This is a genomic window from Streptomyces sp. enrichment culture (assembly GCF_964272855.1).
Taxonomy (GTDB): domain Bacteria; phylum Actinomycetota; class Actinomycetes; order Streptomycetales; family Streptomycetaceae; genus Streptomyces.
On the sequence record NZ_OZ186847.1, the window covers coordinates 5,222,211 to 5,245,735 of the forward strand.

24 protein-coding genes are annotated in these 23,525 nt (G+C 70.6%); 16 read left to right on the plus strand and 8 right to left on the minus strand.

The window, feature by feature from the left end; genetic code table 11:
• Window positions 1–116 precede the first annotated feature (116 nt).
• Entirely contained in the window at window positions 117–1,262 is a 1,146-nt protein-coding gene (hppD, locus tag ACSU6L_RS22935) for a 4-hydroxyphenylpyruvate dioxygenase (RefSeq protein ID WP_437059575.1), read from the plus strand.
• On the opposite strand, the gene ACSU6L_RS22940 is transcribed toward hppD, so the two are convergent.
• Window positions 1,259–2,776, minus strand: a complete 1,518-nt coding sequence (locus ACSU6L_RS22940; protein ID WP_437059577.1) for a tetratricopeptide repeat protein — start codon at window positions 2,774–2,776, stop codon at window positions 1,259–1,261. The two genes, hppD and ACSU6L_RS22940, sit on opposite strands and share 4 nt — an antisense overlap.
• 91 nt (window positions 2,777–2,867) lie before the next feature.
• On the opposite strand from ACSU6L_RS22940, the gene ACSU6L_RS22945 reads away from it, so the two are divergent.
• Window positions 2,868–4,283 (plus strand): FAD-binding oxidoreductase, encoded by a 1,416-nt coding sequence (locus tag ACSU6L_RS22945; RefSeq protein ID WP_437059579.1) that lies wholly within the window; start codon window positions 2,868–2,870, stop codon window positions 4,281–4,283.
• Window positions 4,284–4,294: 11 nt separating this feature from the next.
• Here the strand turns inward: ACSU6L_RS22945 and ACSU6L_RS22950 are convergent, their stop codons facing one another.
• Complete coding sequence (locus tag ACSU6L_RS22950) at window positions 4,295–4,705, minus strand: SsgA family sporulation/cell division regulator (protein ID WP_437059581.1); 411 nt, start codon at window positions 4,703–4,705, stop codon at window positions 4,295–4,297.
• Between the two features lie 236 nt (window positions 4,706–4,941).
• Here ACSU6L_RS22950 and ACSU6L_RS22955 point away from each other — a divergent pair, with 236 nt between their 5' ends.
• Entirely contained in the window at window positions 4,942–6,771 is a 1,830-nt protein-coding gene (locus tag ACSU6L_RS22955; RefSeq protein WP_437059582.1) for an RDD family protein, read from the plus strand.
• 88 nt (window positions 6,772–6,859) lie between these two features.
• Window positions 6,860–7,549 (plus strand): RDD family protein, encoded by a 690-nt coding sequence (locus ACSU6L_RS22960; RefSeq protein ID WP_437059584.1) that lies wholly within the window; start codon window positions 6,860–6,862, stop codon window positions 7,547–7,549.
• Window positions 7,550–7,557: 8 nt separating this feature from the next.
• On the opposite strand, the gene ACSU6L_RS22965 is transcribed toward ACSU6L_RS22960, so the two are convergent.
• Window positions 7,558–7,809 (minus strand): hypothetical protein, encoded by a 252-nt coding sequence (locus tag ACSU6L_RS22965; protein WP_437059586.1) that lies wholly within the window; start codon window positions 7,807–7,809, stop codon window positions 7,558–7,560.
• Window positions 7,810–8,180: 371 nt separating this feature from the next.
• On the opposite strand from ACSU6L_RS22965, the gene ACSU6L_RS22970 reads away from it, so the two are divergent.
• Entirely contained in the window at window positions 8,181–10,526 is a 2,346-nt protein-coding gene (locus tag ACSU6L_RS22970) for an immune inhibitor A domain-containing protein (RefSeq protein WP_437059588.1), read from the plus strand.
• A gap of 121 nt (window positions 10,527–10,647) precedes the next feature.
• Window positions 10,648–10,974: a hypothetical protein gene (locus ACSU6L_RS22975; protein WP_437059590.1), complete on the plus strand. Its 327-nt coding sequence runs from the start codon at window positions 10,648–10,650 to the stop codon at window positions 10,972–10,974.
• 12 nt (window positions 10,975–10,986) lie between these two features.
• Here the strand turns inward: ACSU6L_RS22975 and ACSU6L_RS22980 are convergent, their stop codons facing one another.
• Both ACSU6L_RS22980 and ACSU6L_RS22985 read right to left on the minus strand, forming a co-directional pair.
• Window positions 10,987–11,586 carry a nicotinamidase gene (locus ACSU6L_RS22980; RefSeq protein ID WP_073938263.1) on the minus strand — a complete coding sequence of 200 codons (600 nt, stop codon included), beginning with the start codon at window positions 11,584–11,586 and terminating at the stop codon, window positions 10,987–10,989.
• A 111-nt stretch (window positions 11,587–11,697) separates the two neighbouring features.
• Window positions 11,698–13,044, minus strand: coding sequence for a nicotinate phosphoribosyltransferase (locus ACSU6L_RS22985; protein ID WP_437059592.1), 1,347 nt, complete (start codon window positions 13,042–13,044; stop codon window positions 11,698–11,700).
• 8 nt (window positions 13,045–13,052) lie between these two features.
• Between ACSU6L_RS22985 and clpS the strand changes: the two genes are divergently transcribed.
• From clpS to ACSU6L_RS23020, 7 genes are all read left to right on the plus strand, one after another.
• On the plus strand, window positions 13,053–13,418 hold the full coding sequence (gene clpS, locus ACSU6L_RS22990; RefSeq protein ID WP_073938264.1) for an ATP-dependent Clp protease adapter ClpS: 366 nt from the start codon (window positions 13,053–13,055) through the stop codon (window positions 13,416–13,418).
• A 26-nt stretch (window positions 13,419–13,444) separates the two neighbouring features.
• The gene (locus tag ACSU6L_RS22995; RefSeq protein ID WP_437059594.1) at window positions 13,445–14,047 is read left to right on the plus strand and encodes a DUF2017 domain-containing protein; all 603 of its coding nucleotides are present in this window, start codon (window positions 13,445–13,447) and stop codon (window positions 14,045–14,047) included.
• 339 nt (window positions 14,048–14,386) lie between these two features.
• On the plus strand, window positions 14,387–15,793 hold the full coding sequence (locus ACSU6L_RS23000; RefSeq protein ID WP_437059596.1) for an amino acid permease: 1,407 nt from the start codon (window positions 14,387–14,389) through the stop codon (window positions 15,791–15,793).
• Window positions 15,794–15,926: 133 nt separating this feature from the next.
• Window positions 15,927–16,349, plus strand: coding sequence for a Mov34/MPN/PAD-1 family protein (locus tag ACSU6L_RS23005; protein ID WP_073938267.1), 423 nt, complete (start codon window positions 15,927–15,929; stop codon window positions 16,347–16,349).
• Between the two features lie 97 nt (window positions 16,350–16,446).
• The gene (locus tag ACSU6L_RS23010) at window positions 16,447–16,542 is read left to right on the plus strand and encodes a putative leader peptide (RefSeq protein WP_019056721.1); all 96 of its coding nucleotides are present in this window, start codon (window positions 16,447–16,449) and stop codon (window positions 16,540–16,542) included.
• Window positions 16,543–16,652: 110 nt separating this feature from the next.
• Entirely contained in the window at window positions 16,653–16,931 is a 279-nt protein-coding gene (locus ACSU6L_RS23015) for a MoaD/ThiS family protein (RefSeq protein WP_437059599.1), read from the plus strand.
• A 13-nt stretch (window positions 16,932–16,944) separates the two neighbouring features.
• On the plus strand, window positions 16,945–17,895 hold the full coding sequence (locus tag ACSU6L_RS23020; RefSeq protein WP_073938269.1) for a PLP-dependent cysteine synthase family protein: 951 nt from the start codon (window positions 16,945–16,947) through the stop codon (window positions 17,893–17,895).
• A gap of 67 nt (window positions 17,896–17,962) precedes the next feature.
• Here ACSU6L_RS23020 and ACSU6L_RS23025 read toward each other — a convergent pair whose 3' ends face one another.
• A complete protein-coding gene (locus ACSU6L_RS23025) occupies window positions 17,963–18,403 on the minus strand; it encodes a type II toxin-antitoxin system PemK/MazF family toxin (RefSeq protein WP_073938270.1) in 441 nt (146 codons plus the stop codon).
• Window positions 18,404–18,608: 205 nt separating this feature from the next.
• On the opposite strand from ACSU6L_RS23025, the gene ACSU6L_RS23030 reads away from it, so the two are divergent.
• A complete protein-coding gene (locus ACSU6L_RS23030; RefSeq protein ID WP_437059602.1) occupies window positions 18,609–19,361 on the plus strand; it encodes an MBL fold metallo-hydrolase in 753 nt (250 codons plus the stop codon).
• Window positions 19,362–19,448: 87 nt separating this feature from the next.
• On the opposite strand, the gene ACSU6L_RS23035 is transcribed toward ACSU6L_RS23030, so the two are convergent.
• Both ACSU6L_RS23035 and ACSU6L_RS23040 read right to left on the minus strand, forming a co-directional pair.
• The gene (locus ACSU6L_RS23035) at window positions 19,449–20,714 is read right to left on the minus strand and encodes a PTS transporter subunit EIIC (RefSeq protein WP_437059604.1); all 1,266 of its coding nucleotides are present in this window, start codon (window positions 20,712–20,714) and stop codon (window positions 19,449–19,451) included.
• 165 nt (window positions 20,715–20,879) lie between these two features.
• Window positions 20,880–22,163, minus strand: a complete 1,284-nt coding sequence (locus ACSU6L_RS23040; RefSeq protein ID WP_437059606.1) for a PTS transporter subunit EIIC — start codon at window positions 22,161–22,163, stop codon at window positions 20,880–20,882.
• Between the two features lie 202 nt (window positions 22,164–22,365).
• Between ACSU6L_RS23040 and ACSU6L_RS23045 the strand changes: the two genes are divergently transcribed.
• Window positions 22,366–22,599: a glucose PTS transporter subunit EIIB gene (locus tag ACSU6L_RS23045; RefSeq protein ID WP_073938274.1), complete on the plus strand. Its 234-nt coding sequence runs from the start codon at window positions 22,366–22,368 to the stop codon at window positions 22,597–22,599.
• Window positions 22,600–22,672: 73 nt separating this feature from the next.
• Window positions 22,673–23,410 (plus strand): ribonuclease PH, encoded by a 738-nt coding sequence (gene rph / locus ACSU6L_RS23050; RefSeq protein ID WP_437059608.1) that lies wholly within the window; start codon window positions 22,673–22,675, stop codon window positions 23,408–23,410.
• Window positions 23,411–23,525: the final 115 nt, after the last annotated feature.

Consider the following 23,525-nt stretch of genomic DNA (forward strand, 5'->3'; position numbering starts at 1 on the left):
TCCCGTAGTGGTCATCCTGTACAGAAGTGTCGTACTCGCTGCTTCACAGCTGGGCAGATTGCCCAGTGAATACGCAAACTATTGCGCACCTTGCAGAGCGGGGCCAGGCTTCGGCTATGACGCAGACCACACACCAGACTCCCGACACCGCCCGGCAGGCCGACCCCTTCCCGGTCAAGGGAATGGACGCGGTCGTCTTCGCCGTGGGCAACGCCAAGCAGGCGGCGCACTACTACTCCACCGCCTTCGGCATGAGGCTGGTCGCGTACTCCGGACCGGAGAACGGCAGCCGCGAGACGGCCAGTTACGTGCTCGAGAACGGCTCGGCGCGCTTCGTCCTCACCTCCGTCATCAAGCCCGCCACCACCTGGGGCCACTTCCTGGCCGAGCACGTGGCCGAGCACGGCGACGGCGTCGTCGACCTCGCCATCGAGGTGCCGGACGCGCGGGCCGCTTACGAGTACGCCCTGGAGCACGGCGCGCGCTCCGTCGCCGAGCCGTACGAGCTGAAGGACGAGCACGGCACCGTCGTCCTCGCCGCGATCGCCACCTACGGCGAGACCCGGCACACCCTCGTCGAGCGCACCGGCTACGACGGCCCCTACCTGCCCGGTTACGTCGCCGCCGCGCCGATCGTCGAACCGCCCGCGCAGCGCACCTTCCAGGCCATCGACCACTGCGTCGGCAACGTGGAACTCGGCCGGATGAACGAATGGGTCGGCTTCTACAACAAGGTCATGGGCTTCACGAACATGAAGGAGTTCGTGGGCGACGACATCGCGACCGAGTACAGCGCGCTGATGTCGAAGGTCGTGGCCGACGGCACGCTGAAGGTCAAGTTCCCGATCAACGAGCCGGCGATCGCCAAGAAGAAGTCCCAGATCGACGAGTACCTGGAGTTCTACGGCGGCGCCGGTGTCCAGCACATCGCGCTGAACACCAACGACATCGTGGCCACCGTCCGCACCATGCGCGCGGCCGGCGTGCAGTTCCTGGACACCCCCGACTCGTACTACGACACCCTCGGCGAGTGGGTCGGCGACACCCGGGTGCCGGTGGAGACCCTGCGCGAGCTGAAGATCCTCGCCGACCGCGACGAGGACGGCTACCTGCTGCAGATCTTCACCAAGCCGGTCCAGGACCGCCCGACCGTGTTCTTCGAGATCATCGAACGGCACGGCTCGATGGGCTTCGGCAAGGGCAACTTCAAGGCTCTGTTCGAGGCGATCGAACGCGAGCAGGCCAAGCGCGGCAACCTCTAGGGCTGCTCAGGCAGCCGCCGGACCCCGGGAGCCCGGTCGCCCGTCGGCCGGTCCTCCGGGGTGCGCTCGGCCGGCGGCCGCACGTCCGGCGGCAGCTTGTCGGGCGGCTCGCCGAGCGCCTTCAGCGCCGTCCGGGCGAGCGGCACGTGCAGCGGGGAGAAGTACGGGTTGAGGCGCAACGCCTCCTCCAGATGCCGTCGAGCGGGGCCGTGCAGCCTCAGGTCCCGCTCGATCATCCCCCGGTGGTAGGCGTACAGCGCGCTGCGCATCGTGCCGCCCTTCTGCCGGTCCGTCGCCCGCACGGCGAACGTCCACGCCCCCTTGTGGTCGCCCGCCCGGTGCAGCGCCCAGCCCAGGGCGTCGGCGACGGCGATCGACGGCTGCCGCCGCCACTCCGCGCGCAACCGCCGCACGGCGGACTTCGGGTCCCCGTGGTCCGCCTCCATACGGCCCAGCACCAGCTCCTCGTCCACGCCGCCCGCGGCCGCCGACCGCACCAGGTCACGCACCAGGTCGTACTGCGCCCGCGCCTCCGGCTTCAGCCCCAGCGACTCGTACAGCTCGCCCAGCTCCAGCGCGTACTCCGGCGCCGGCTGCTCGGCCAGCGCCGCGCGGTAGGCGCCCAGCGCCTCCGCCGTCCGGCCCAGCGCCGCCAGCGCCCTGCCCTCCCCGATCTGCGCGGCTCGCTGGCCCGGGTCGCTGCGCAACGCCTCCCGGAAGAGCCGCAGGGCCGCCTCCCGGTCCCCGCGCTCCCACGCCAGCTGCCCGCCCCGCTCCAGCCAGGCCGCCCGCTCGGCGGGGGACCGGGCGGCCGCCGCCGCGTCCGACAGCTCGGCGGCCGCGTCCTCGGGCCGGCCCCGGTCCCAGTACACGGCGGCCGCGCGGGCCATCACCGCGGGCCCGGTGCGCAGGGTCAGCAGCCGGTCCAGCGTCCGCTTGACCGCCTTGTAGTCGCCGAGCCCGGTGTAGGCGTCGATCAGCAGCGGATACGTCGTCCAGCGCGCCCGGTCCACCTTCAGCGCGGCCTCGCCCCACTTGCGCGCGGCCGGGAAGTCCCGCCGCGCGTTGGCCAGCGCCGCCATGCCGTCCAGCGCCGCCGCGTTCCCGTTCGGCCGCACCTTCAGCGAGGTGCGCAGCGCCCGCTCCGCCTTCGGGTAGTGACCGGCGTCGGCGTCCCGCCGCGCCTGTTCCACGTACGCCGTCCCCAGCACCGCCCACGCCCCGGCGTCCTTGGGATGCCTGCGCACCCGCGCCTCCCGGTCGCCGATCAGGGCCGTAAGATCCGGCAGCTCGGGCGGCACACCCCTGCTCACCGCCCGCGCCGCCGCCCCCGGAGCGGGCGGCGGGGCGGTCTTCTCGTCGGGCGGCCACAGCATCAGCACCCCGCCGAGCACCAGGCACCCGGTGAGCGAGGCGATCATCGCCCCTTTGAGGACGACATGGACCCGGCGCCTGCGCGTCTCGGCCTCCTGCTCGGGACTGGGCCTGGCTCCGCTGCTCTCCTGCGTCTTCATGCCGCTCACTGTGCGTCAATACGACGAGTCATCCCGGCAGCCGTAGGGCGCCGCCGACGGGGTTCACACCGATGGCCGCCGGTGCGACGCTGTGATCATGAGCCGTATCGAAGCCGCGCCCCACGAGGGTCGCGCAGCCGGAGGCGACCTCACCGACCGGCTGCTCGCGGGACTGCCGGCCGAGGCCGTCCTGACCGACCCGGACGTCACCGTCTCCTACGCCAACGACATGGCGAGCTTCTGCCCGTCCGGCACGCCCGCCGTGGTGGTCCTGCCGCGCACCGTCGAACAGGTCCAGCACGTCATGCGCACCGCCACCGAGCTGCGCGTCCCGGTCGTCCCGCAGGGCGCCCGCACCGGCCTGTCCGGCGCGGCCAACGCCTCCGACGGCTGCATCGTGCTGTCCCTGACCAAGATGGACCGGATCATCGAGATCAACCCGGTCGACCGCGTCGCCGTGGTCGAACCCGGCGTCGTCAACGCCACCCTCTCCCGCGCGGTGGCCGAACACGGTCTCGCCTACCCTCCCGACCCGTCCAGCTGGGAGATGTGCACCATCGGCGGCAACATCGGCACCGCCTCGGGCGGGCTGTGCTGCGTGAAGTACGGGGTGACGGCCGAGTACGTCCTCGGCCTCGACGTCGTGCTCGCCGACGGACGGCTCATGTCCACCGGCCGCCGCACCGCCAAGGGGGTCGCCGGATACGACCTGACCCGGCTGTTCGTCGGCTCCGAGGGCTCGCTCGGCATCGTCGTGCGCGCGGTCCTCGCCCTCAAGCCGCAGCCGCCCCGGCAGCTCGTGCTGGCCGCCGAGTTCGCGTCGGCGGCCGCGGCCTGCGACGCCGTGTGCCGGATCATGGCCGGCGGGCACGTCCCGTCACTCCTCGAACTGATGGACCGTACAACCGTCAAGGCCGTCAACGACATGGCGCGCATGGGCCTCCCGGAGACCACCGAGGCCCTGCTCCTCGCCGCCTTCGACACCCCCGACCCCGCCGCAGACCTCGCCGCCGTCGGCGCGCTGTGCGAGGCCGCCGGCGCCACCCAGGTGGTGCCGGCCGAGGACACCGCCGAATCGGAACTGCTGCTGCAGGCCCGCCGGCTGTCGCTCACCGCGCTGGAGGCCGTCAAGGGCACCACGATGATCGACGACGTGTGCGTGCCCCGCTCCCGGCTCGGCGACATGCTCGACGGGGTCGAGCGCATCGCCGAGAAGTACGGCCTGACCATCGGGCTCTGCGCGCACGCGGGCGACGGCAACACCCACCCCACCGTGTGCTTCGACGCGCAGGACCCCGACGAGTCCCGGCGCGCCCGCGAGTCCTTCGACGAGATCATGGCACTCGGCCTGGAACTCGGCGGCACCATCACCGGCGAACACGGCGTCGGCGTCCTGAAGAAGGAGTGGCTCGCCCGGGAGATCGGCCCGGTGGGCCTGGAGATGCAGCGGGCGGTCAAGCAGGTCTTCGACCCGCTGGGCATCCTCAACCCGGGCAAGCTGTTCTGACCCGCCCCGGATCACTGGGCGAGCAGCTCGGCGAGATCGTCGTCGATCCCCAGCTGCTCGCCCTCCGTGCCCGGGGGCACCACCCGCAGCGTCCGCTCCAGCCACGCCGACACCTGCGCCGCCGGGGCCTCCAGCAGGGCGTCCCCGTCGGGTGAGGTCAGCGCCATCAGCACGACACTGCGCCCCTCCGCCTTCGTCGGCCACACCCGCACGTCGCCGTGCCCGCACGGCCGGAACACCCCCTCCACCAGCAGCTCCCGGGCGAACGTCCAGTGCACCGGGTACTCGGAGTCGGTGTGGAAGGCGATGTGGACGGCGTACGGGTCGTCGGTGCGGTAGCTCAGCCGGGCCGGGACGGGGACGCCGCGCTCGGGGGACAGGACGAGCCGCAGCTCCAGTTCGCGCTCCACGACGGTGTACATGGCGTTTCCTCTCTCATGCCGCACTGCTTCGGTACGGGGTGAGAGTGGGAAGGTGCTCGACCATTACGCGGGTTCGCGGAACTTTTTCCGCATGGCGGTGGTGCCGTCCGTGCCGCCGGGGTAGCACAAGCGTGCTCGAAAGGGGCGGGTACGGCGGGACAGGCGATGCGGGTTGCGCCCGTCTGATAGATGTGGAGGCCCCCATCACACCCCCGAGCAGATACGGGACGACGGACATGAGCGCCCCAACCCCGGCCCCCGGCGACGACAGGCCCCGCGAAGGGTATTACCCGGACCCCTCCATCCCCGGATATGTCCGGTACTGGAACGGTGCCGCGTGGGTCCCGGGCACCAGCCGTCCGGCACCGGCCGACGGCGAACCGCTCGCCCCGCCGCCCGGGGTACGCCCGGCGCAGCCCTCCGTCGAGGAGACCGGCCCGCACTTCTTCGACGAGGACCCGCTCGACGAACCCGCCCCGCAGGAACCGGCGTCCGCGTGGGGCGCCGACCGCGCCCACCAGTCCGGCTTCGGCGGCGACCAGGACCGCAGGGTCTCCTGGGGCGCGCCCGACGCCACCGCCGACCCCCGCGCGGCCCACCAGCCCGCCGACCGGACGGCCACGCCGGACCCCGGCGGCACATTCGTCTTCCGCCGCCCGACGCCGGCCGACGGGGGAGCGGAGCCCGACTCCACCGGGGGCACGGGCCAGGGCGGTGCGCCCGGGCATGGCGCCGGTGCGGCGGGCCAGGGTGCGGTGCCGGGGCAGGGCGCTGGTTCGGCGGGCCAGGGTGCGGTGCCGGGGCAGGGCGCTGGTGCGGCGGGGCAAGGTGCGGTGCCGGGCCATGGCGCGGGCTTCGGGCCGGTCATGGCGTCGGGTGCCGCCGGTTCTGGCGCTGCGGGCTCCGGCGCGGCGGGTTATGGCGGTGCGGGTTCGGGTGCCGCAGGCTCCGGCGCCGCGGGCCCCGGTGCGGCCGGTTCCGGCGCTGCGGGTTACGGCGGCGCGGGCTCGAGTCCCGCGGGCGCCAGTGCGTCCGGCCCCGGTGCCGCCGGCCCCGGCGCTGCGGGCCCCGGCGCCGCAACCCCCGGCGACGCGGGCTCCCCCGCCGACGCCCGCGCAGGGGCCCGTAGGGACGACGGCACCATGACCTTCCGTGCCGTGGGCGGCCCCCGCGCGGCCGCGTCCGGTACGGCGGCCTCCGCTCCGGCGAGCGCCGCCGACCCCGCCTCCGGCGCCCCCGGCTTCGGCGCCGGGAAGGCCGCCGCCGCCCGCGCCGCGACGGCCCAGGCGGCCCAGGCCGCGTCGGCCCCCTCGGCGCAGGCGGCCTCCGCACCTCCCGCCCAGGCCGGTTCCGCCGGCCCCCACGGCGCCGGCTTCCCGCCGCGTGCCGCGCAGGTGCCCCAGCAGGCCGCCGCCCCCGCCCCGGTGACGTCCGGCCCCGGCGGCGGGCAGTCCTCCTGGGCGCAGCAGGTCCACCAGCTCGCCGGAGGCGCGGGCGGCGCGGGCGGCGACGACCAGCCGGTCGCCCCGTGGAAGCCCCCGGTCGAGGACCCCTTCCAGGCGGCGGCCCGGCGTCAGGCGGCGGCCCGCCCGGCCGGCTTCGGCAAGCGGCTGGCGGCGCGGCTGATCGACACGGTCGTGGTCGCGGGCGTCACCGCGGTGGCCGCCGTGCCTCTCGGCGGGAAGGCGCTGGACCACGTCCAGGGCAAGGTCGACCAGGCCAAGCTGTCCGGCGAGACGGTGACGGTGTGGCTGCTGGACGGCACGACGTCGACGTACCTGGGCATCGTGGTGGCCGTCCTCCTGGTGGCCGGTGTCCTCTACGAGGCGCTGCCGACCGCCAAGTGGGGCCGCACCCTGGGCAAGCGGCTGCTCGGCCTGGAGGTCCGCGACATCGAGGCGCACGAGCCGCCGTCCTTCGGCGCCGCGCTGCGCCGCTGGCTGGTCTACAGCGTGCCGGGACTGCTCTGCGTGGGTCTGATCGGCGTGCTGTGGTGCCTGTTCGACAAGCCGTGGCGCCAGTGCTGGCACGACAAGGCGGCGCGTACGTTCGTGGCGGCTGACTGACCGGCCCGGGGACGCGCTCGCCGTAGGGGGTAGCCCGGACGGCCGTCCGGAGGATGCGCCGCCGGGGCCTTCGGGGTCCACTCGGGCCATGACCACCGAACCGCCCCCCGGCTCCGGCGACCGGCCCCCGGAAGACGACCCGTTCAGAAAGCAGCCCCCGTCCGGCGCGGGCTCGGGCTCGCCGTACGACACCCCGCCCGGCGGCGGCACCCCGCCCGGCGGCGGCACCCCGCCCGGCGGCGGAGGCCCGTACGGCGGCCCCCCGCCGCCCCCGTACGGAGGCGGCGGTCCGTACGGCGGCCACGGCGGCCCCGAGGACCCGCTCGCGGGCATGCCCCCGCTCGCCGACAGCGCCAAACGCACCCTCGCCCGGATCATCGACATGATCCTGGTGGGCGCGGTCGTCGTGCTGCTCAGCTGGGCCTTAGGGGTGGGCGAGTACGACCTGGCGGGCGACGACATCGACACGGCGGCGTCCTTCGGTCAGTCCACGATCGCGGCCGTCCTCTACATCACGTACGACACCCTCATGATCTCCAGGTCGGGTCAGACGCTCGGCAAGAAATGGCTGAAGATGCGCGTCGCCAACCTGGACAACGGAGCCACGCCCTCCGTCCAGACCGCGCTGATCCGCGCGGCCGTGCTCTGGCTGCCGTTCGCCTTCTGCTGCGCCTGCATCTGGACGGCGATCTCGGGCGGCTGGAGCTACTTCGACAAGCCCTACAAGCAGGGCCTGCACGACAAGGCGGCCAAGACGGTGGTGGTCGCCACCGACTGACCGGTGCCTCAGTTGTCGTTGACCGACGCGGCCGCGACCGGCTCCTGTGCGGCGGGCCGCGCCGCGGGGGAGGCCGGCGCGGTCCGCGGGGTCCTCGCCGGGACCGTCAGGGCGACCAGCAGCCCCAGGACGAGTGCCCCGACGGCGATGAGTGAGATCCCGACGACCGAACTCGTCTGCGACAGCAGCAGCATGACGAGGGTCGAGAGGATCACGGTGCAGGAACCGTAGGCGAGCTGTGCGGCGGTCGGACGACGCATGGCAATCGTGTCCTCGGAGAATGGGGGTCTCCCCCCGTGCCTCTCGCCGTGGGGGAGGTGCGGACAGGCATATGTGTTCGTCAATCTATTCGGCTGCATGCCCGAGTGGAGCGATGAGTAAGCGTGAGATGACCAACAGTGCCGGAGCACGGGGGGCGCATCGAGTCATGTCGGGCGAACTCCCGCCTGTTCGCTGAGCGGAAGCGGAACACCGCATAATGCAGTTGACCTGAGCAAGTCAAGACCTGTCTTTTCTGCTCAACCTCTAGTCCAATGTCGTCACTTGACTACACGCGTTGATCACGCGCGCGCGGACACCCATGACCCAGGACCCTTCCCTCCGCGCGCCCGGACGCGGGGGAGGACCTCAAGTGACCAGCAGACCCTGGACGTTCAGAGCGGCCGCGACCGCGGTCGCGTTCGCGGCGGCCACCGCCACCGTCTCCACCTACACCGTGGCCCAGGCCGACCCGGCCGGCCCCGGCAAGCCCGCCGCCGTCGACCGGCAGGACCCGGCGTCCGTCAAGGCCAACGAGGAGCACGACCTCGAAGGCCCGCTCAGCAAGACCCAGGAAGCCCAGCGCGAAGAGGCCCTGAAGCAGGTCATATCCGGCAAGGCCGAGATACAGAAGCGCGACGGCTCCAGCGTCGTCGAGCTGGCCAGCCGCAAGGGCGAGAGCAAGTACGTCGAGCTGGGCCGGGAGAAGACGGACAAGATCTTCACCATCCTGGTCGAGTTCGGCGACAAGACCGACCCCCGCTACGGCGGCACCCCCGGCCCGCTGCACAACCAGATCGCCGCGCCGGACCGCACCAAGGACAACAGCACGGCCTGGCAGGCGGACTACGACCGCGAGCACTTCCAGGACCTGTACTTCGGTGACGGCACCGAATCGATGAAGACCTACTACGAGAAGCAGTCCTCGGGCCGCTACTCCATCGAGGGCGAGGTCGCCGACTGGGTCAAGGTCCCGTACAACGAGGCCCGTTACGGCTCCAACAAGTGCGACCCCGACAACTGCGCCTGGTACGCGGTGCAGGACGGCGTCACCGCCTGGGTCGAGCAGCAGAAGGCCGCCGGCAGGACCGACGTCGAGATCAAGGCCAAGCTCGCCGAGTACGACCAGTGGGACCGCTACGACTTCGACGCCGACGGCGACTTCAACGAGCGCGACGGCTACATCGACCACTTCCAGATCGTGCACGCCGGCGAGGACGAGTCCGCGGGCGGCGGCGCGCAGGGCGAGGACGCGATCTGGGCGCACCGCTGGTACGCGTTCGGCACCGACCAGGGCGCCACCGGCCCCGACTTCAACAAGCTGGGCGGCACCCAGATCGGTGACTCCGGCATCTGGGTCGGCGACTACACCATCCAGCCGGAGAACGGCGGACTCGGCGTCTTCGCCCACGAGTACGGCCACGACCTCGGTCTGCCGGACCACTACGACACCCAGGGCGGCGAGAACTCCACCGGCTACTGGACCCTGATGTCCTCCGGCTCCTGGCTCGGCCGGGGCCAGGGCACCATCGGCGACCTGCCCGGCGACATGACCGCCTGGGACAAGCTCCAGCTCGGCTGGCTCGACTTCGACAAGGCCAAGGCGGCCACCAAGTCCAAGCACAAGCTGGGCCTCGCCGAGTACAACACCAAGAACGCCCAGGCCCTCGTGGTCGAACTGCCGAAAAAGGCGGTCACCACCGAGATCGTCACCCCGGCCCAGGGCGCCAGCCAGTGGTGGAGCGGCAGCGCCAACAACCTGAAGAACACGCTGACCCGTTCCGTCGACCTCACCGGCAAGACCTCCGCCGCCCTCACCTTCGACGGCTGGTACGAGATCGAGTCCGGCTACGACTTCCTGTACGCCGAGGTCTCCACGGACGGCGGCGCCAACTGGACCGCCCTCGACGGCACGGTGGACGGCAACCCGGTCCCGCGCGACGGCAGCGACAAGCCCGCCCTGACCGGCACGGTCGACGGCCACAAGAAGCTGGCGTACTCCCTCGACGCCTACGCCGGCAAGAAGATCGACGTGCGCTTCCGCTACACCACCGACGGCGGTCTGGCGATGAAGGGCTTCACGGCCGACAACATCTCCGTCGTCGCCGACGGCACCGCGCTGTTCACCGACAACGCCGAGTCCGAGGACACGGCTTGGAGGAAGACCGGGTTCGACCGGGTCGGCGCCTCCTTCACCAAGGACTACGCGCAGTACTACATCGCCGAGAACCGGCAGTACGTGTCGTACGACAAGACCCTGAAGACCGGCCCGTACAACTTCGGGTTCGCGAGCCGGCCGGACTGGGTCGAGCACTTCCCGTACCAGAACGGTCTGCTCGTCTGGAAGTGGGACACCAGCCAGACCAACAACAACACCAGCGAGCACCCGGGTGTCGGTCTGCTGCTCCCGGTGGACTCCCACCCGAAGCCGCTGAAGTGGTCCGACGGCAGCCTGATGCGCAACCGCATCCAGGCCTACGACTCGCCGTTCAGCCTGTACCGCACGGACGGCATCACGCTGCACAAGGCGGACGCCGCGACCCGGATCCCGTCGTCGAAGGGCGTGCCGGTCTTCAACGACCACACGAACAGCTACTACGACGAGTCGACCCCGACCGCGGGCGTGAAGATCACTGACACCAACACCAAGATCAAGATCGTCAAGGAGGCCAAGAACGGCTCCACGATCTCGGTCGAGGTCGGCCCCGCGGTGAAGTAGTCGGTATTTCCCCAGGTCAGACGCGTATCGGCGGTAACCCCTTGGCGGGTTGCCGCCGATCGTGTTCAGATGCGTCCTGTGGTTCTCTTATTGACACACGCTGACACGGGGATGTGACCGCATGGCCGCAGGAGGTTTCTGCAAGCTGCCGAACGGGACGGTGGTGGTGGCGCTGAACCTGCCCAGCCCCGCCGACGGCTACGGCTGCGTCCGGGTACTCGTCCACGCCCAGAACCGGGCGCGCGCCCTGACCAGGCTGCGCAACCTGGGTCTGCGCGCGGTCTACCTGCGGGGCAACGCGGCCCCGCCGACCCCGGACGAGATCACGGCGGTCCTGCACCACCCCGACGGCCTCATATGGCGCACGGCCCCCGGCAACGATGTCGCGATCATGGAGCTGTGGCACCCGATCCGCGCCCTGCTGCGCCGGCCGACGGCACCGGCGTAGCACGGCGGGGGCCTATCCCGGGTTGCCGGAGACGACCGGCTTGCCGGTCAGCTCCACGCCCGCCTCGCGCAGCTCCTCCAGGGCCCGCTCGGTGGTCTCCTGGGCCACTCCGGCGGTGAGGTCCAGGAGGACCTGCGTGCGGAAGCCCTCGCGGGCCGCGTCCAGCGCGGTCGCCCGCACGCAGTGGTCCGTCGCGATGCCGACCACGTCGACCTCGTCGATCTCCCGCTCGCGCAGCCACCGGGCGAGCGGCACCCCGTTCTCGTCGGTCCCCTCGAACCCGCTGTACGCGGCCGAGTACGCGCCCTTGTCGAACACGGCGTCGATCGCCCCGGAGGCGACGGCGGGCGCGAAGTTCGGGTGGAAGCCGACGCCCTCCGTGCCCGCCACGCAGTGCGCGGGCCAGGAGTGGACGAAGTCGGGGTCGTCGGCGAAGTGGCCGCCGGGCGCGATGTGGTGGTCGCGGGTCGCCACCACATGCCGGTACCCGGCGGGTGCCTGGCCGATCAGCTCGGTGATCGCGGCGGCCACGTCGGCCCCTCCGGCCACCGCGAGGCTGCCTCCCTCGCAGAAGTCGTTCTGCACGTCTACGACGATCAAGGCGCGGCGCATGGTCGGTGTCCTTCGGCTATAGGGCTCGGCGTCCACAGGATGAACTTCCGAGCCTAGAGACTTCGGTTGCCGTGTGGGAGGGGGCATCGGGGGCGTACGGGCGGCCTTCGCTCAGGTGCCCGACTCGTCGTGCAGGTATTCGGTCGGAAGGACGGGTTCCCCGCGGGAGAGCTGGGTCGCGGACATCGGCAGACCGGCTCGTGCGGCCGTGTGGCGCTCGCGCGCGGCGTCCAGTGGCTCCCGTGCGACCACCTGACCGCCCTTGACCAGCTCCACGAGCAGCTGCCGATCGGCCAGCTCCTCGGGAACCGGCCCGGTGCCGATCACCTCGGCCTCGGCGACGCCGTACGAGTCCAGCCGCCGGGCGGCCCACTTGCGTCCCCCGATGGAGGTCTTGCCGCCGGTGGACCGCTTCGCCACCGGCACCAGCGGCGCCTCCGGGTCGGCGGACTCGGCGCGGGCGACCAGCTTGTAGACCATGGAGGCCGTCGGGTACCCCGAGCCGGTCACCAGCTGGGTTCCGACGCCGTACGCGTCCACCGGCGCCGCCGCCAGCGAGGCGATGGCGTACTCGTCGAGGTCCGACGTCACGATGATCTTCGTATCGGTGGCGCCCAGCTCGTCCAGCTGCTGCCGCACCCGGTGCGCGACCAGCAGCAGGTCGCCGGAGTCGATCCGCACGGCGCCCAGCTCGGGACCGGCGACCTCCACCGCCGTACGGACGGCCTCGGCGACGTCGTAGGTGTCCACCAGCAGGGTCGTCCCGCGGCCCATGGAGTCCACCTGGGCCTGGAAGGCGTCGCGCTCGCGGTCGTGGAGCAGGGTGAAGGCGTGCGCGGAGGTGCCGACGGTCGGGATGCCGTAGCGGAAGCCGGCCGCCAGGTCGGAGGTGGAGGCGAAGCCGCCGACGTACGCGGCGCGCGCGGCGGCGACCGCGGACAGCTCGTGGGTGCGGCGGGCGCCCATCTCGATCAGCGGGCGGCCCCCGGCGGCCGAGGTCATCCGGGAGGCGGCCGCAGCGATCGCCGAGTCGTGGTTGAGGATGGAGAGGACCACGGTCTCCAGCAGCACGCACTCGGCGAAACTGCCCTCGACCCGCAGGATCGGCGAGCCCGGGAAGTACACCTCGCCCTCGGGGTAGCCCCAGATGTCGCCGCTGAAGCGGTAGCCGGAGAGCCACTCGAGGGTGTCCTCGCCGACGATGCCGCGCTCCCGCAGGAAGCCGAGGACGGCGTCGTCGAACCGGAAGTTCTCGACGGCGTCCAGTACCCGTCCGGTCCCCGCGACCACGCCGTAACGGCGTCCGTCGGGCAGCCGCCGGGTGAAGACCTCGAACACGCTCCGCCGCTCCGCCGTGCCCGCACGCAGGGCGGCCTGCAGCATCGTCAGCTCGTACTGGTCCGTGAAGAGCGCCGTCGAGGGAACTTCCACCGGCAGCCCAAGGTCTGCTGTGTCCATGCCCACGCATGCTACTCCTATTTCGTCAGTGTGACGATTTCTGGAGGGCGTGGCAGCATGGTCATGTGACGTCAGCCGCTCCCATCGAGATCGAACGCACCGAATCGGCGGAAGAGGTTTCCGCCGTTCCCGAGCCGGACGTCCCCTGGGTCACGATCGTCCACAACGACCCGGTCAATCTCATGAGCTATGTGACGTACGTCTTCCAGACGTACTTCGGCTATCCCAAGGACAAGGCCACCAAGCTCATGCTCGACGTCCACCACAAGGGCCGGGCGGTCGTCTCCAGCGGCAGCCGCGAGGAGATGGAACGCGACGTGCAGGCCATGCACGGCTACGGTCTGTGGGCCACCCTCCAGCAGGACCGCAAGTAGCCGGTCGGAAGTAGCGAATCGCCTCCATGTCAGGAACCTTCGAACCGCTCCCCGGCGGCGGCGCGGCCGTCGCCCTCGACGACGTCGAGATCTCCATCATCCGCTCGCTGGCCGTCCAGCTGCTGGAGCTCATCGGACCCGGGCCCGCCGAGGACGCCCCGGCCGACCCGCTCGCCGAGCTGTTCGCCGACGGTCCGACGGAGCCGCCCTCCGACCCGGTCCTGCGGCGCCTCTTCCCGGACGCCTACAGCGACCCGGAGGGCACCCCCGGGCCACGCGAGGCCGAGGAGCGCAAGGCGTACTCCGCCGAGTTCCGCCGCTACACCGAGAACGACCTGCGGGCCGGCAAGCGCGAGAACGCCCTCGCGGTGATCCGCTCCCTGGACGCGCTGTCGTCGGCCGGTGACGGCGGGGCGGTGCTGAAGCTGTCCCCGGAGGAGTCCCGGCAGTGGCTCGGCGCCCTCAACGACCTGCGGCTCGCCATCGGCTCCCGGCTGGAGATCACCGACGAGGACGACAGCGATCTGCTGTACCGGCTGCCGGACGAGGACCCGCGCAAGCCGATGGTGATGGCGTATCTGTGGCTGGGCGGCCTGCAGGAGACGCTCGTCGCGACCCTGATGCCCTGATTCGCACCAAGAAGTGTTCGCTCAGCGGACGCTCAAATCCGGATAACGATCCTGTCACCTATGTAGCGGCCTATGCGCCGCTGCGGTGCTTTTTGTCCGCTTCTCCCTGTGGTGTGCGCCACATGAGGTCGGGGCGATCATTGTTGCGGCCGTGATAAATCTTCACGACCGCCCGGCGAACACCACCCATGTGCGCCGGGTGCGCCACCGAGCCGACGACCGTCGGCCAGGCACGAGCGGGCTCGCGAAACCCGCTCAGCTCCATCAATCCGGGGGGATCGTGACCCGATCCGAGGCCGACGAGAGGCCCGGGTCGGTATGGAGAAAGGCGCACCACACATGACCTCTGTGCAGGTCGACAACGAGAACACCACCTCGGAAGAGGGATACGAGCGGGGCCTCGGCAGCCGGCAGATCCAGATGATCGCCATCGGCGGCGCCATCGGCACCGGTCTCTTCCTCGGCGCGGGCAAGGGCATCTCGAAGGCCGGGCCCAGCCTCATCCTGGCGTACGCCGTCGCCGGCCTCGTCATCTTCTTCATCATGCGGGCGCTCGGCGAACTGCTGATGTACCGCCCCGTGTCCGGCTCTTTCTCGGAGTACGCGCGCGAGTTCATCGGCCCCTTCGCGGGCTTCGTGACGGGCTGGACGTACTGGCTGTTCTGGGTCGTCACCGGCATCACCGAGGTCACCGCCGCGGCTGCCTACATGCAGTACTGGTGGGACATCCCGCAATGGGTCTCGGCGCTGATCTTCACGATCGTCCTGTACGGCGCCAACCTGATCTCCGTGAAGCTCTTCGGTGAGCTGGAGTTCTGGTTCTCGATGGTCAAGGTCACCGCGATCATCGGCATGATCCTGATCTGCCTCGGCATCCTGACGCTCGGCTTCTCGGACGCCGGCGACACCGCCTCGGTCACCCACCTGTGGAGCGACGGCGGCTTCTTCCCGCACGGTGTCGGCGAGTCCCTGATGACCCTCCAGATGGTCATGTTCGCCTTCCTCGCCGTCGAGCTGGTCGGTGTCACCGCGGGCGAGTCCAAGGACCCGAAGACCGTGCTGCCCAAGGCGATCAACACCGTGCCGTGGCGTATCGCCGTCTTCTACGTCGGCGCGCTGATCATGATCCTGTCGGTCGTGCCGTGGACCCACTTCCAGCCGGGCGTGAGCCCCTTCGTGGCCGCCTTCGAGAAGATGGGCCTGGCCGCGGGCGCGGGCATCGTGAACTTCGTCGTCCTCACCGCCGCCCTGTCGTCCTGCAACTCCGGCATGTACTCCACCGGCCGGATGCTGCGCGACCTGGCGCTCAACCACCAGGGCCCGAAGGTCTTCACCAAGCTGACCGCCAACGGCCTGCCGCTGATCGGCACCACGTTCTCGGCCGCGCTGATGATGGTCGGCGTCTGGATCAACTACCAGTGGCCGGGCAAGGCGTTCGACTACGTCGTCTCCTTCGCCACGATCTCCGGTATGTGGGCCTGGATCATGATCCTGATCTCCCAGATCCGCTACCGCGCCAAGGCGGACCGCGGCGAACTGCCCCGCTCCGAGTTCCGCGCGCCGGGCGCCCCGTTCACCAGCTGGTTCGCGCTTGCCTTCATCGCCATGGTGATCGTGTTCATGGGTATCGACAAGGACGCCCGGATCTCGCTTTACTGTGCGCCGCTGTGGGCCGCGATCCTCGGCGTCTCCTACTGGCTGCTCAAGCGCCGCAACCCGGAGGCGGCGGCCTTCCGCAAGCGCTGACCCTCACCGAGGACGCCCAGCCGCAGGGAGTACTCGTGGCACCCCCTGCGGCTGCCGCTCAGGGCGTCCGGCATATGGGCCGTTCCGTACCAACCCTCGGTACGGAACGGCCCTTCTGCTTATCCTGACGGACATGCTGACCATCACCCAGGCCCTGTACGACCAGATCGTCGCCCACGCGCGCAAGGACCACCCCGACGAGGCGTGCGGCGTGGTGGCGGGCCCGGCGGGCTCGGACCGCCCCGAGCGCTTCATCCCCATGCTGAACGCGGCGATGTCGCCCACCTTCTACGAGTTCGACTCGGGCGACCTGCTCAAGCTCTACCGCGAGATGGACGACCGCGACGAGGAGCCGGTCGTCATCTACCACTCCCACACCGCGACCGAGGCCCACCCCTCGCGCACCGACATCTCCTACGCCAACGAGCCCGGCGCCCACTACGTCCTGGTTTCCACCGCCGACACCGACGGCCTGGGCGAGTTCCAGTTCCGCTCCTTCCGGATCGTCGACGGCGAGGTCACGGAGGAAGAGGTCAAGGTCGTGGAGGCGTACTGACCCGCGCCGACGGGCCCTGACCGCAGTTCGGGCAGAATTCATCCAGTATCTGAGATCACATTCCAGGAACCGGACCGGGAATCGATACGATGAGCCCATGGTTCTCCTCGACGTGAGTGACAAGGCGCCGGGCACGCTGCTCGTGGCGCGGCTGCACGTCGACCTGTGCAGGCTGAGCAGCGCCATCTGTTGACACCGCGCTGCCGCCGTACGGCCGTGTGTGCCGCGGCGCGCGCGTTCTCCGCGCGCCCATCGACCAGAGCGACCAGAGACCCTCAACCCTCCCGACAGGAGCCCCCTGCCATGGCCATCGAGGTCCGCATCCCCACCATCCTCCGCCAGTACACCGACGGTCAGAAGGCGGTGGAGGGCAGCGGCGACACCCTCGCCGACCTGTTCGCCGACCTCGAGACCCGGCACGCGGGCATCCAGGCCCGGATCGTGGACGGCGACCAGCTCCGCCGGTTCGTCAACGTCTACCTGAACGACGAGGACGTCCGCTTCCTGGACGGCATCAACACCAAGCTCGCCGACGGCGACAACGTCACGATCCTGCCGGCCGTGGCCGGCGGCATGGCCTGAGGCCCCGCCACCGATGCGTTACGACTCCCCGCTGGCCGCGGTGGGCAACACCCCCCTGGTGCGCCTGCCGCGGCTCTCGCCGTCCGCCGACGTCCGGATCTGGGCCAAGCTCGAGGACCGCAACCCGACCGGCTCGGTCAAGGACCGCCCCGCCCTGCACATGATCGAGCAGGCGGAGAAGGACGGCCGGCTGACCCCGGGCTGCACCATCCTGGAGCCCACCTCCGGCAACACCGGCATCTCCCTCGCCATGGCGGCCAAGCTCAAGGGCTACCGCATGGTGTGCGTGATGCCCGAGAACACCTCCCAGGAACGCCGGGACCTGCTCGGCATGTGGGGCGCCGAGATCATCTCGTCGCCCGCCGCGGGCGGCTCCAACACCGCCGTACGGGTCGCCAAGGAACTGGCCGCCGAGCACCCCGACTGGGTGATGCTCTACCAGTACGGCAACCCGGACAACGCGGGCGCGCACTACGCCACCACCGGCCCGGAGATCCTGGCGGACCTGCCCTCGATCACCCACTTCGTCGCCGGCCTCGGCACCACCGGCACCCTCATGGGCGTCGGCCGCTACCTGCGCGAGCACAAGCCGGACGTCAGGATCGTCGCCGCCGAGCCGCGCTACGACGACCTGGTGTACGGCCTGCGCAACCTCGACGAGGGCTTCGTCCCCGAGCTGTACGACGCCTCCGTGCTGACCAGCCGCTTCTCCGTCGGCTCGGCCGACGCGGTCACCCGCACCCGGGAACTGCTCCAGCAGGAGGGCATCTTCGCGGGCGTCTCCACCGGCGCTGCCCTGCACGCGGCGATCGGCGTGGGCAGGAAGGCGGTCAAGGCCGGCGAGAGCGCGGACATCGTCTTCATCGTGGCCGACGGCGGCTGGAAGTACCTGTCGACGGGCGTGTACACCGCGGCGACCACAGAGGAAGCGATCGAGACGCTGCAAGGCCAGCTCTGGGCGTGAGCGACGCCGCTCAGGGACGCGGGGAACCGCGCGAACGGCCCCCACTGACCCGCAGCCGACGGACGACCTAACCCGCGAGGTGACGGACCTGGTCCCACAGGACCGGGTCCACCACACCCACCCGCCGCCGGAAATCCCCGACGGACACCTCACGCAGCTCGTCCGTCTCCAGGAAGCTCGCCCGCCCCCGGGTGTCTCCGACGGAACCCGGCGGCAGCGGAATCACCCCCGCCCGCTCGTCGCGGTACTTGCTGGTGATCTTCGCCACGGTGGCCCGCCGCCCCCGCACCGACAGCACCAGACAGGGCCGGTCCTTGGCCCCCGGCCCGTCCTCGAAGGGCACATCGGCCCACCAGATCTCCGCCGGCCGCGGCCGGACCGAGTCCGAGCGGCCCGGCGGCCGCGTCCTGCGCCCCCGCGGACGCCGCACACCCCAGCCGTCGACGAGCGCGGCGACGAGCGCGAGCAGTACGACCGCCGCGAGCGCCAGCCACCAGGACGTGTCCATACCGACGACGTTACCGGCGCGCGTTCACACCCGCGCGCCCTCCGCTGCGCTGTCCGCGCCCCGCGTCCAGCCGAACCGGTGACAGCACAGGTGAGTTCGCCCACAACGGCGACTGCCGGAGGAGCGACCAGCCGTTTTGCGCCTTACGCTCGACGGACCGCACGACCCCCGTCTCTCACCATCCGCCAGCGGAGGTTTCTGCTTCATGAAGCTCACCGTCGTCGGCTGCTCGGGGTCGTTCCCGTCCGCGGAATCGGCCTGCTCGAGCTACCTCGTCGAGGCCGACGGCTTCCGGCTGCTCCTCGACATGGGCAACGGCGCCCTGGGCGAGCTGCAGCGCCACTGCGGTCTCTACGACCTCGACGCGATCTTCCTCAGCCATCTGCACGCCGACCACTGCATCGACATGTGCGCCTACTTCGTGGCGCGCTACTACCGGCACGAGGGCGGACGCTGCGCCCCGCTCCCCGTCTTCGGCCCCGAGGGCACGGAACACCGCCTCACCACCGCGTACGCCGACACCCCGTCCGCCTCGTCGATGAGCGAGGTCTTCGACTTCCACACGGTGAAGCCGTCCACCTTCGAGATCGGCCCGTTCACCGTGCACACCGAACGCGTGGCGCACCCCGTGGAGGCGTACGCCATCCGCATCGAGCACGGCGGCCGCTCCCTGACCTACTCCGGCGACACCGGTGTGACCCCGGTGCTGGACGAACTCGCCCGGGACACCGACCTGTTCCTGTGCGAGGCGGCGTTCACGCACGGCAAGGAGAGCATCCCCGACCTGCACCTCAACGGCCGCGAGGCGGGCGAGACGGCGACCCGGGCAGGCGCCCGCCGCCTGGTCCTCACCCACATCCCCCCGTGGACCGACCCCCAGGTCAACCTGACCGACGCGCGCGCGGTGTACGACGGGCCGGTGGAGCTGGCGGTGGCCGGGAGGTCGTACGAGATCTAGGTCGTACGGGATCTCGGGCGGTACGTACGCGAAGGCCCCCGGAGTGAACGCGCTCCGGGGGCCTTCGGCGTATGACGGGCCGGGGTGTTACTTGGCCTCGGCCTTCTGCAGTTCCGCCAGCTCCTCGTCGGACTCGCGGCCCGGCGTCGGCAGGTTGAACGTGGTGATCGCGAAGCGGAAGACCACGTAGTAGACCGCCGCGAAGCACAGGCCCACCAGGGCCAGGCCCCACGGGTTGGTCGCGATGCCCAGGTTGAGCAGGAAGTCGATCGCGCCGGCCGAGAAGCCGAAGCCGTCCTTCATGCCGAGCGCCCAGGTCAGCGCCAGCGAGACACCGGTGAGCACCGCGTGGATGGCGTACAGCACCGGCGCGATGAACATGAAGGTGAACTCGATCGGCTCGGTGACACCGGTGACGAACGAGGTCAGCGCGAGGGAGAACATCATGCCGCCGACGACCTTGCGGCGCTCGGGGCGGGCGCAGTGCACGATCGCGAGGCAGGCCGCCGGGAGGGCGAACATCATGATCGGGAAGAAGCCGGTCATGAACTGGCCGGCGGTCGGGTCACCGGCGAGGAAGCGCGCGATGTCGCCGTTCTTGCCCTCGTACTCGCCCGCCTGGAGCCAGGGGAAGGAGTTGAGCAGGTGGTGCATGCCGACCGGGATCAGCGCACGGTTGGCGACACCGAAGATGCCCGCGCCGACCGCGCCGGAGCCGACCAGCCACTCGCCGAAGTTGTGCAGACCCGCGCCGAGGACCGGCCAGATGTAACCGAAGACGACGCCGATGACGAGACCGGCGAAGGCCGAGAGGATCGGGACCAGACGGCGGCCGCCGAAGAAGCCCGCCCAGTCGGGCAGCTTGGTGCGGTGGAAGCGCTGGTAGAGCAGCGCGACCACGAGGCCCATGACGACACCGCCGAGGACGCCGGCGTTGACCGCCTTCTCCACCATGACGACCTTGCCGTCGACGGCCGTCTCGACCTTCGGCTGGTTCGGGTCGGTGAAGGTGCCGAGCACCCGCTGGAAGACCAGGTAGCCGGTGACCGCGGCGAGCGCGGTCGAGCCGTCCGACTTCTTCGCGAAGCCGATCGCGATGCCCACCGCGAACAGCAGCGCCATGTTGTCGAGGATCGCGTTGCCGCCCGCGGCCATGAAACCGGCGATCTTCGTCAGGAAGGCGGGGAACTCGGGGCGTCCCAGCATGTCGTCGTTGCCGAGGCGCACCAGCAGGGCGGCGGCGGGCAGGACGGCCACCGGCAGCATCAGGCTCCGGCCGATGCGCTGCAGGACAGCCATCACGCCGGAGCCCTTCTTCTTCTGGGCCGCGGGGGCGGCGCTGGCCGTGGACACAACTTCCTCCAGAGGGCATGGCGCCGCCCGGGGACAATGGAAGGGGACGGCGGCGTCCAGAACAGGTCTACACCACCAGTGGTGTAGACCTGTTGTAGCACGATGAAGGACGGATAAGGAACCCGCGATTCCTGCTACGACGCCGCTACCGGCGGTGTCCGGAACTCAGACCTTCGTGACGTCCTCGACCTCCTCTTCCGGCTCCCGGCCAGGGGTCTTCAGATCGAATTTCATGATCGCGAAACGGAAGACCGCGTAATACACGACCGCGAACGCCAGCCCGATCGGAATGATCAGCCACGGTTTCGTCGCCAGTTTCCAGTTGATGACGTAGTCGATGAGGCCCGCGGAGAACGTGAACCCGTCGTGCACGCCCAGCCCCCACGTCACCGCCATCGAGGCGCCGGTGAGCACCGCGTGGACCGCGTACAGCACCGGCGCGATGAACATGAACGAGTACTCCAGGGGCTCGGTGATGCCGGTCACGAAGGACGTCAGCGCCACCGACACCATCATCCCGGAGATCTCCTTGCGGCGGTCGGGCCGCGCGCAGTGCGCGATCGCGAGCGCCGCGGCCGGCAGCGCGAACATCATGATCGGGAAGAAGCCCGAGGTGAACTGGCCGGCACTCGGGTCGCCCGCGAGGAACATGTTGATGTCGCCGTGCACCTCCTCGCCGTCCGGCGTGGTGTACGTGCCGAACTGGAACCAGATGGGCACGTTCAGGAACTGGTGCAGGCCGATCACCAGCAGGGCGCGGTTGGCGACGCCGAACACGCCGGCGCCCCAGGCGCCCAGGTCGCTCAGCCAGTCACTGAAACTCTCCAGGCCCCGGCCGATCGGCGGCCACACCCACAGGCACAGCACGGCGAACGCGATCGCCGCGAACGCCATGATGATCGGCACCAGCCGCCGGCCGTTGAAGAAGCCGAGCCAGTCCACCAGCCTGGTGCGGTGGAAGCGGGCCCAGAAGCAGGCGGAGAGCAGGCCCAGGACGATGCCGCCGAAGACGCCGGGGTTCTGGTAGGTGAACGCCTCCAGCGTCCCGTCGGCCGCCTGGCAGCCGAGTTCCACCGCCACCGCCCCGTCCCCGCAGTCCTCCGGGAACTGCCGCAGCACGTTGTAGTAGACGAGGAAGCCGGTCACGGCGGCGAGCGCGGTCGACCCGTCCGCCTTCTTCGCCATGCCGATGGCCACGCCGACGCAGAACAGCAGCGGCAGCCCGAGCGAGCTGTCCAGCAGGGCGCCGCCGGCACCGTCCATCACCTTGGCAACGTCGGTCCAGCCGAGCCCCTCGTCCCCGAACACGTCCGGCTGTCCCAGCCGGTTGAGGATGCCCGCGGCCGGCAGGACGGCGATCGGCAGCTGGAGGCTGCGGCCCATCTTCTGCAAGCCCTGGAACAGGGAATTCCACCGGGCCCGGGCAGGACTGACGGCATCGGCACTCATGAGTGTCCCTCCGGGCGGTTTGGCGACCGTCTGTCAGGTGGTGTAGACCAGTCATGGACGATTGTGTTGCCGTGACGTCATCCTGCGATCCATACGGTTGAAACGCTCGCGAAGCTGGGCTGACTGTGGGTTACTGCGACAAAGCGGCATATGCGGCACACATCCAGTCGGATCAGGTCCTGTCGGATCAGGGAGAAAGAACATGGCCAGCAAGGCTGAGAAGATCGTTGCCGGGCTCGGTGGCATCGACAACATCGAGGAGATCGAAGGCTGCATCACCCGCCTGCGGGTCGAGGTCGGCGACGGCTCGCTGGTCGACGAGGCGGCCCTGAAGAGCGCGGGCGCCCACGGCGTCGTCAAGATGGGCACCGCCATCCAGGTCGTCATCGGCACCGACGCCGACCCGATCGCCGCGGAGATCGAAGACCTCATGTGAGTCCGGCTCGCCGACGCCAGGGGCCCTCCCACGCCCGGGAAGGGCCCCTTCCGTATGCGGCTAGGCTCGCCTCATGTCTCGAATCGACGGCCGTACCCCCGAACAACTCCGCCCGGTCACCATCGAACGCGGCTGGAGCAAGCACGCCGAGGGCTCCGTCCTCGTCTCCTTCGGCGACACGAAGGTCCTCTGCACCGCATCCTTCACCGAAGGCGTCCCGCGCTGGCGCAAGGGCAGCGGCGAGGGCTGGGTCACCGCGGAGTACGCCATGCTGCCCCGCTCCACCAACACCCGCGGCGACCGCGAGTCCGTCAAGGGCAAGATCGGCGGCCGCACCCACGAGATCTCCCGCCTCATCGGCCGCTCCCTGCGCGCCGTCATCGACTACAAGGCGCTCGGCGAGAACACCATCGTCCTCGACTGCGACGTCCTCCAGGCCGACGGCGGCACCCGCACGGCCGCCATCACCGGCGCGTACGTCGCCCTCGCCGACGCCGTCTCCTGGGCCCGGGGCCGGAAGCTGGTCAAGCCGGGCCGGCAGCCCCTGACCGGCACCGTCTCGGCCGTCTCCGTCGGCATCGTCGGCGGCGTCCCGCTGCTCGACCTCTGCTATGAGGAGGACGTGCGCGCCGACACCGACATGAACGTCGTCTGCACCGGCGACGGCCGTTTCGTCGAGGTCCAGGGCACCGCCGAGGCCGAGCCCTTCGCCCGCGACGAACTCAACGCCCTGCTCGACCTGGCGGTCGCCGGATGCGGCGAACTGGCGGCGGCGCAGCGCGCGGCACTTGATACGGTCGACGAAAAGTAAAGGACGCACAAAGCGCGGTGGTCGGCGCGGGCAACCGCACCGCCCGCCGCCGCGTCTTGAGAGGTACGGGCGCACGGCATCGACTCCGTGCGCCCGGCCAGTTCGGGCCCCGCGG

What these genes read in the sequence shown, in the direction of transcription:
- ACSU6L_RS22955 (WP_437059582.1), top strand. Translation starts at nt 4,942, where the DNA reads ATGAGCGCCCCAACCCCGGCCCCCGGCGACGACAGGCCCCGCGAAGGG.
- ACSU6L_RS23010 (WP_019056721.1), top strand. Translation starts at nt 16,447, where the DNA reads ATGGTTCTCCTCGACGTGAGTGACAAGGCGCCGGGCACGCTGCTCGTG.
- ACSU6L_RS23000 (WP_437059596.1), top strand. Translation starts at nt 14,387, where the DNA reads ATGACCTCTGTGCAGGTCGACAACGAGAACACCACCTCGGAAGAGGGA.
- ACSU6L_RS23030 (WP_437059602.1), top strand. Translation starts at nt 18,609, where the DNA reads ATGAAGCTCACCGTCGTCGGCTGCTCGGGGTCGTTCCCGTCCGCGGAA.
- ACSU6L_RS23005 (WP_073938267.1), top strand. Translation starts at nt 15,927, where the DNA reads ATGCTGACCATCACCCAGGCCCTGTACGACCAGATCGTCGCCCACGCG.
- ACSU6L_RS22995 (WP_437059594.1), top strand. Translation starts at nt 13,445, where the DNA reads ATGTCAGGAACCTTCGAACCGCTCCCCGGCGGCGGCGCGGCCGTCGCC.
- ACSU6L_RS22965 (WP_437059586.1), bottom strand. Translation starts at nt 7,809, where the DNA reads ATGCGTCGTCCGACCGCCGCACAGCTCGCCTACGGTTCCTGCACCGTG.
- hppD (WP_437059575.1), top strand. Translation starts at nt 117, where the DNA reads ATGACGCAGACCACACACCAGACTCCCGACACCGCCCGGCAGGCCGAC.
- ACSU6L_RS22985 (WP_437059592.1), bottom strand. Translation starts at nt 13,044, where the DNA reads ATGGACACAGCAGACCTTGGGCTGCCGGTGGAAGTTCCCTCGACGGCG.
- ACSU6L_RS23020 (WP_073938269.1), top strand. Translation starts at nt 16,945, where the DNA reads ATGCGTTACGACTCCCCGCTGGCCGCGGTGGGCAACACCCCCCTGGTG.
- ACSU6L_RS23025 (WP_073938270.1), bottom strand. Translation starts at nt 18,403, where the DNA reads ATGGACACGTCCTGGTGGCTGGCGCTCGCGGCGGTCGTACTGCTCGCG.
- ACSU6L_RS22960 (WP_437059584.1), top strand. Translation starts at nt 6,860, where the DNA reads ATGACCACCGAACCGCCCCCCGGCTCCGGCGACCGGCCCCCGGAAGAC.
- ACSU6L_RS23015 (WP_437059599.1), top strand. Translation starts at nt 16,653, where the DNA reads ATGGCCATCGAGGTCCGCATCCCCACCATCCTCCGCCAGTACACCGAC.
- ACSU6L_RS22940 (WP_437059577.1), bottom strand. Translation starts at nt 2,776, where the DNA reads ATGAAGACGCAGGAGAGCAGCGGAGCCAGGCCCAGTCCCGAGCAGGAG.
- rph (WP_437059608.1), top strand. Translation starts at nt 22,673, where the DNA reads ATGTCTCGAATCGACGGCCGTACCCCCGAACAACTCCGCCCGGTCACC.
- ACSU6L_RS22975 (WP_437059590.1), top strand. Translation starts at nt 10,648, where the DNA reads ATGGCCGCAGGAGGTTTCTGCAAGCTGCCGAACGGGACGGTGGTGGTG.
- ACSU6L_RS23040 (WP_437059606.1), bottom strand. Translation starts at nt 22,163, where the DNA reads ATGAGTGCCGATGCCGTCAGTCCTGCCCGGGCCCGGTGGAATTCCCTG.
- clpS (WP_073938264.1), top strand. Translation starts at nt 13,053, where the DNA reads ATGCTACTCCTATTTCGTCAGTGTGACGATTTCTGGAGGGCGTGGCAG.
- ACSU6L_RS23045 (WP_073938274.1), top strand. Translation starts at nt 22,366, where the DNA reads ATGGCCAGCAAGGCTGAGAAGATCGTTGCCGGGCTCGGTGGCATCGAC.
- ACSU6L_RS22980 (WP_073938263.1), bottom strand. Translation starts at nt 11,586, where the DNA reads ATGCGCCGCGCCTTGATCGTCGTAGACGTGCAGAACGACTTCTGCGAG.
- ACSU6L_RS22950 (WP_437059581.1), bottom strand. Translation starts at nt 4,705, where the DNA reads ATGTACACCGTCGTGGAGCGCGAACTGGAGCTGCGGCTCGTCCTGTCC.